This window comes from Streptomyces sp. NPDC002209 (assembly GCF_042890265.1).
Classification (GTDB): Bacteria; Actinomycetota; Actinomycetes; order Streptomycetales; family Streptomycetaceae; genus Streptomyces.
In genome coordinates, this window is sequence record NZ_JBIARX010000001.1 from 914,604 (window position 1) to 920,603 (window position 6,000).

Sequence of the window (6,000 nt, forward strand, 5' to 3'; positions counted from 1 at the left end):
GTGTCAGACTTTCGGCACACATCAGGTTCGTCCTGGAGAGGGACGCGCGCGGGAGCACCGCGGCCGAGACTGGATCACATGAACCGCCGTCCCCTCGTCATCGCCGCCGCAACTGTGGGAGTCGTCGCCACCGCCGCCCTCGCGCTGCCCAATCTCCCGCCCAACCCGTTGACCGACTCCATCAACGACCAGGTCTTCAAGGAGAAGAGCAAGCACTTCGCGACCGTTGCCGACGCACCCACCCGCGGCGAGAAGGCCTTCGCGCTGCCGTCCTGGGTGCCCAAGGACGCCACCGACATACGCATACGCGTGCGCAGCGCCGGCGAGGCCCGGCTGATCCGCTTCACGCTCGGAGCGACCCCGCTGGACGGCCCGCAGTGCTCCGCGGGCACGCCGAAGGACCAGGGCGGGCGGAAGCTGAGCGCCAAGTGGTGGCCGCACGGCACCCGGGCCGAGGAGCGGCCCGAGTGCCGGGACTTCTACCAGTACCAGGTCGCGGTGCGCGGCAAGCGGGTCTACGCCTGGACCGACGGGACCCCCTCGCCGGGGGCGCAGACGCAGGACGGCACCCCAGCGACGGCCCACGCACGCAGCCGCGGCTAGTCGCCGCCAAGCGCGGCTAGTCCTGGCCCCGGTTGCGGTCCTGGTCGCGGGCGAGTGCGGCCACGGTGGCCCGGGCGAAGGCTTCCGGGTTGTCGAGCATGATGTTGTGCCCGCAGTCCGCAACGGGGACCACGGACACCCCGGCAGCCTCCAGGGCCTCGGCCCCGGCGAGGGGGCCGTCGGCCGCGGGCAGCAGGTAGGTGCGCGGGATCTCGAGCTCCAGCAGCAGCTCGCGCATGGTCGGCGTCGTGCCGGCCGCGAGGTGTACGGCGGTGCGGTGCAGGGCCCTGCGGTCCGCCAGGCGCATGGTGGACCACCAGTGCGCGCCGATCCGGTCGCGCACCTCGGCCCAGCCGCCGGCCAGGAACTCCTCCTCGGTGTAGGAGGCGATCCCGCTGCTGCCGGCGGTGCGCGGGACGACCGGCACCGGGTCCAGGTTGGCGTCGACGAGCACCAGCCGGGAGACGAGGCGGGGGTGCCGGTGGGCGAGCACGATGGCCACGGCGCCGCCCATGCTGTGGGCGATCAGCTCGACGCCGGTCGCACCGGCCGCGTCCAAGGCGGCGGCCAGGGTGTCGGCATGCGCCTCGAGGGTGTACGGGAAGTCCTCGGGCCTGTCGCTGTGCCCGTGCCCCAGCAGGTCGACCAGCAGCGAGCGGCGGCCCGCGAGAAGGGGGTGCACGGCGCTCGCGGCGAAGTAGGCGGGCGAGGTCGATCCCAGCCCGTGCACGTACACCCGCGCAGGCTCCTCCCCGGGCAGCTCGACCCAGCGGATCCGGTCATCTTCCGGTGTGACGGCGGCACTTCGCATCAGGAGCTCCTTTGATCTGCTGATCAACCGATCGGCGGGGGGACGAGACTAACCAGGGCCGCCTCGAACGTCTGGTCTACCCTCGTCGGGTGAGTACGTACGTGAACCGCCTCGGCGAGGACCCACCGCGGACCGGCGACGTCCCGACGGGGACGGCCGTGGCGGTGTGGTCCCTGGACACCACCCTCGACGTGGTCGGCGGCCACCGGGTCGACCAGGCCCGGGCGATGCTGGACGCGAGCGAACGGGCCCGGGCCGAGCGGCTGGTGCGGGCCGAGGACCGGCACCGGTACCTCGCCTCCCACGTGGGGCTGCGGGTGCTGCTCGGCGGCTATCTCGGGCTGGCCCCGCGGGACGTCACCCTGGTCCGGGAGGACTGCCCGTGCTGCGACGGGCCGCACGGGCGGCCGGCGGTGGCGGGGGGCGCGGTGCAGTTCTCGCTCTCGCACAGCGACGCCCTGGCGTACCTCGCGTTCGCGGGGGTGCCGGTCGGGATCGACGTGGAGGCGACCCCGAGCGCGGAGGCGGTGGCGGACGTCCTGACCAGCCTGCATCCGGCGGAGACCGCTGAGCTCTGCGCGCTGCCCGCGGCGCAGCAGCCGGAGGCGCTGGCCCGCCTGTGGTCGCGCAAGGAGGCCTACTTCAAGGGCACGGGCACCGGCCTGGCCGCGGGTCTGGCCGACCCGTACGTCGGCACGGGCCCCGACCCGGCGCCCGTCCCCGGCTGGCGCGTGACGGACCTCCCGGCCCCGCCGTCCTACGCGGCGGCCCTCGCCGTGCGCACCTGACCCGCCACCCGGCCCCGGCCCCGGGCCCGCGGACTCGGCCCGACGGCGCAGTACCCGGCGGCCGGCGCTTCGTACGCCGGTCCGAGCGCCCTGCACACCGCCTCCGGAGCCGTTCGCCACGCCGTGGGGAAATCAAGGTCTCCGCTCGTCATGCGCCCATTATCGTGACCGCCATGGACATCCGCCCCGCCCGTACCGTCGCCGAACTCCAGGCCGCGGAGGGGCTCTTCGACGGCCCCGCCCGACTCGACTGGTCCGAGCGCTTCCTCTCCGCGCCGGGCCACCTGATGCTCATCGCCTACGTCGACGACATCCCCGCCGGCATGGTCTCCGGGGTCGAGATGAGCCACCCCGACAAGGGCACCGAGATGTGCCTGTACGAGCTCTCCGTCGACGAGGGCTACCGGCGCCGCGGCATCGGCCGCGCCCTGACCGAGGCCCTCGCCGACGAGGCCAAGGCGCGCGGCTGCTACGGCATGTGGGTGGGAGTCGACACCGACAACGAGGCCGCCCTCGCCACGTACGCCTCCGCCGGCTCCCGCGACGAGGGCGTCTTCGCCATGCGCGGCTGGCCCCTCGCCGGCTAGCGACGACGCAGCGCTGGGCGGTGGTTGCGGAGCCGCCCGCCACGCCGCGGCCGGAGGAGAGAGCCGGGGCCGGGCCTGCCGCCGCCGGGCGTCCGGCGGGCCGCACCGGGCGCTGATCCGCCGGACACCGCCTCATCCGTCCGGCGGCGTGTCGTGCGCCCACTCGGCGCACCCTCCGCGCGCCCGGCCCGCGCCTCACCGAGCATCGGCCGCATGACCGCACTCACCGCGCTGCTCCCGGCCGCCGCCCTGCTGGCGGCGGCCACCGCCCTGCCGCCGCACCCCGCACCCGCCGCCGCCGACCGCGCCGAAACCGCCACCGCCCCGTACGTCGTGGTCCTCAAGGACACCGCCTCCCGCGCCCCGACCCGCGCCCTGGCCGCCGAGGCCGCGGGCGCCGGGGACCAGGTGGGCGCCGTCTACGACACCGTCCTCAGCGGCTTCGCCGTCCGCACCACCGCCGCCCGCGCCGCCGCCCTCGCCGCCGACCCCCGGGTGGCCTCGGTGGAGCCGGACGCCGAGTTCCGGATCAGCGACGCGCAGAACCCGGCGCCGTGGCCGCTGGACCGGATCGACCAGCGCGATCTCCCGCTCGACGGCTCGTACACGTACGCGACCACCGCGCAGGGCGTCACCGCGTACGTCGTGGACACCGGCATCAACACCGGCCACCAGGAGTTCGGGGGCCGGGCCCGGGTCGGCTACAACGGGGTGTTCCTGGAGACCTCCAGCGACTGCAACGGCCACGGCACGCATGTCGCGGGCACTCTCGGCGGGGCGACGTACGGGGTCGCGAAGGGGGTCTCCCTCGTCGGCGTCAAGGTCGCCAACTGCAAGGGGTCCGCGACGCTGACGTCCATCCTGGGCGGCCTGGAGTGGATGGTGAAGGACGCCGCCAAGACCCCCGGCACCCCCGCCGTGGCCAACATGAGCATGGGCGGCACCCGCAGCTACTCCCTGGACGCGGCGGTGACGCGGGCCGTCGCCGCCGGGATCACCTTCACCGTCGCCGCCGGCAACTCCGCCGACAACGCCTGCACCGGCTCCCCCGCCGCCGTCCCCGCGGCCGTCACGGTCGGCGCGGCCGACGCCGCGGACCAGTGGGCCCCGTTCTCCAGCTACGGCGCCTGCGTGGACCTCGCCGCGCCGGGCGTGTCCGTCACCTCGGCCTGGAAGGGCTCGACGACCGCCCTCGCCCGTGCCTCCGGCACCTCCATGGCGGCCCCGCACGCGGCGGGCGTCGCCGCGCTGATCCTCGCGGACGGCCTCGCCGCGGGCGGTACGGCGAAGACCCCCGCCGAGGTCTCCCGCGCGCTGGTGCAGGGGGCCGTGGCGGACCGCCTCACCGGGGTCCCGGCCGGCACGGCCAACCTGCTGCTCCGCGCCCCGGCGGCCGCAGGCTGACGGGCCCGCGCGGACGGCCCCGGGCCCTCGGCCCGGCCCGGCCCGGCGGCGTGGGGCGGCAGGTCCGCCCGCCGCCACGGGCCTCCGGCCGGATCACCGACGGCCAGGCCGCACCCAGGCCGCACCCAGGCCGGCAGCCAGGCCGGCGCCCAGGTCCCGGCGCCCAGGTCAGCCCCCTGCCCGCACCCCACTCATCCCACCCGCACCGCACCCCCGAGGACCCGGCCTGATGGGACATCAATTTCTGTGTGCTTCGGGCGAAAGCAAGTCATTGACTTCTCATCACCGCGACGCGTCAATGTCGGCCACCGCACCGGCTCGGCCTCCCCCACACAGCGGGTGGGGGGAGGGGTTCGTCTGACGAAGGAGTCGCGACCCAGTGAGTACAACGTTCCGACGAAGAATTCTGGCCGGGGCGGGCGCCCTGTCCCTCGCGCTGACGGGCGGCGTGGTGGGCCTGACCGGTACCGCCCAGGCGGCGACCGTGACCACCCCCGTCTTCGAGAACTGCGACGCCCCGGCTCCGCAGCCGGACGGTTCGGGCAACCAGAACTACACGGTCACGGTGCCCGGCACGGCCAAGGCCGGCGACGTCGTACCGATCACGATCGATCCGGGTGCGAGCCCGCTGATCCCCGGCTTCTCCGTCACCACGGTGAACACCACCAAGATCACCCTCAAGGTGGGGACGACCACCCAGGTGGTCACCAGCCCGCCCGAGACCGTCAGCGTCGTCGCCGGCACCCCGCTCGACCCGAAGGCCTTCTCCGGAACGATCAAGATCCCGGACGGCACCGAGGGCACCGCGGTCGACATCAAGCTCGACCTGGCGGTCACCGACGCCGACCTCAGCGGCTCGGTGTTCACCACGACCTGCACCCCGGCGCCCCGGCCCAGCGCCACGCTCGGCTCGGTCGCCGTCGAGGCCCTGCCCAAGGACCCGGTCACCACCAAGCTGACGCCCAACAGCGGCAAGGCCGGCACGGCCGTCGTCGTCAGCGGCGCCAACTTCGCGGCCGGGCCGGTCACCTGCTCCGCCCTCCTCGCGGGCGCGGCCACCGGTGACACCGGCACCGGTACGGCGGACGCGACCGGCGCCGCCACCTGCAACATCACCGTCACCAAGAAGGCCGACGCCCTCAAGATCGACGGCTCGGTCACCCCGTACAAGTCCTTCGTGTACCTGGAGGACCAGGCGGGCGTGAAGAACCCGGTCGACATCGAGGTCCTCCCCGGCCCGCTGGCGCTCGGTCCCAAGGACGGCCAGCCGGCCGTCGCCTTCCCCTCGGTCACCATCAACGGCAAGGCCCAGTCGGTGGTCGGCGTGTTCAACGCCGCGACCGTCCAGGACTTCCGCGGCGGCACGCTCGGCTGGGACGTGACGGCGACCCGTACGCCGTTCCTGAACCAGACGACCGGCCACTCGATGGCGAAGGCGCAGATCGGCATCCAGCCGTCCTGCACCGTGACCAACCCGGACAGCCCGAGCACCTGCACCGCGGGCACGCCCGGAGCGATCTCCGAGACCCCGATGAAGGTGGCCTCGCAGGCCGCCGGCGGGGACGAGCTGACCGGTGGTGAGTTCGCCGTCGGCGGCGCCGGGATGATCCAGCTCCCGCCGTTCATGTTCGCCGACACCTACCAGACGGTCGTCACCTTCTCGATCGCCTGACCCGGCAGGAGCAGTGCACCCAGGGTGGTGGGGGGGGGGGGGCCGCCCCCCCCCCCCGCCGGGCCCCCCCCCCCCCCCCCCCCCCCCCCCCCCGGGCACCCCCCCCGCCCCCCCCCCGGCCCGGGTGGGTAGGGG

General features: G+C 74.8%; 6 protein-coding genes. 5 read left to right on the plus strand and 1 reads right to left on the minus strand.

What is annotated here, in order from left to right:
• The first annotated feature begins 78 nt into the window (after positions 1-78).
• On the plus strand, positions 79-603 hold the full coding sequence (locus ACFYXK_RS04225; protein ID WP_389409722.1) for a hypothetical protein: 525 nt from the start codon (positions 79-81) through the stop codon (positions 601-603).
• A 16-nt stretch (positions 604-619) separates the two neighbouring features.
• Here the strand turns inward: ACFYXK_RS04225 and ACFYXK_RS04230 are convergent, their stop codons facing one another.
• Positions 620-1,414, minus strand: a complete 795-nt coding sequence (locus tag ACFYXK_RS04230) for an alpha/beta fold hydrolase (protein ID WP_389409723.1) — start codon at positions 1,412-1,414, stop codon at positions 620-622.
• An 89-nt stretch (positions 1,415-1,503) separates the two neighbouring features.
• On the opposite strand from ACFYXK_RS04230, the gene ACFYXK_RS04235 reads away from it, so the two are divergent.
• The 4 genes from ACFYXK_RS04235 (at position 1,504) to ACFYXK_RS04250 (ending at position 5,865) form a co-directional block, all read left to right on the plus strand.
• Positions 1,504-2,202, plus strand: a complete 699-nt coding sequence (locus ACFYXK_RS04235) for a 4'-phosphopantetheinyl transferase family protein (RefSeq protein WP_389409724.1) — start codon at positions 1,504-1,506, stop codon at positions 2,200-2,202.
• A gap of 173 nt (positions 2,203-2,375) precedes the next feature.
• On the plus strand, positions 2,376-2,789 hold the full coding sequence (locus tag ACFYXK_RS04240; protein ID WP_030297381.1) for a GNAT family N-acetyltransferase: 414 nt from the start codon (positions 2,376-2,378) through the stop codon (positions 2,787-2,789).
• Positions 2,790-3,002: 213 nt separating this feature from the next.
• Positions 3,003-4,193, plus strand: coding sequence for a S8 family peptidase (locus ACFYXK_RS04245; protein ID WP_389409725.1), 1,191 nt, complete (start codon positions 3,003-3,005; stop codon positions 4,191-4,193).
• A 379-nt stretch (positions 4,194-4,572) separates the two neighbouring features.
• Positions 4,573-5,865 (plus strand): hypothetical protein, encoded by a 1,293-nt coding sequence (locus ACFYXK_RS04250; protein ID WP_389409726.1) that lies wholly within the window; start codon positions 4,573-4,575, stop codon positions 5,863-5,865.
• Positions 5,866-6,000 lie beyond the last annotated feature (135 nt).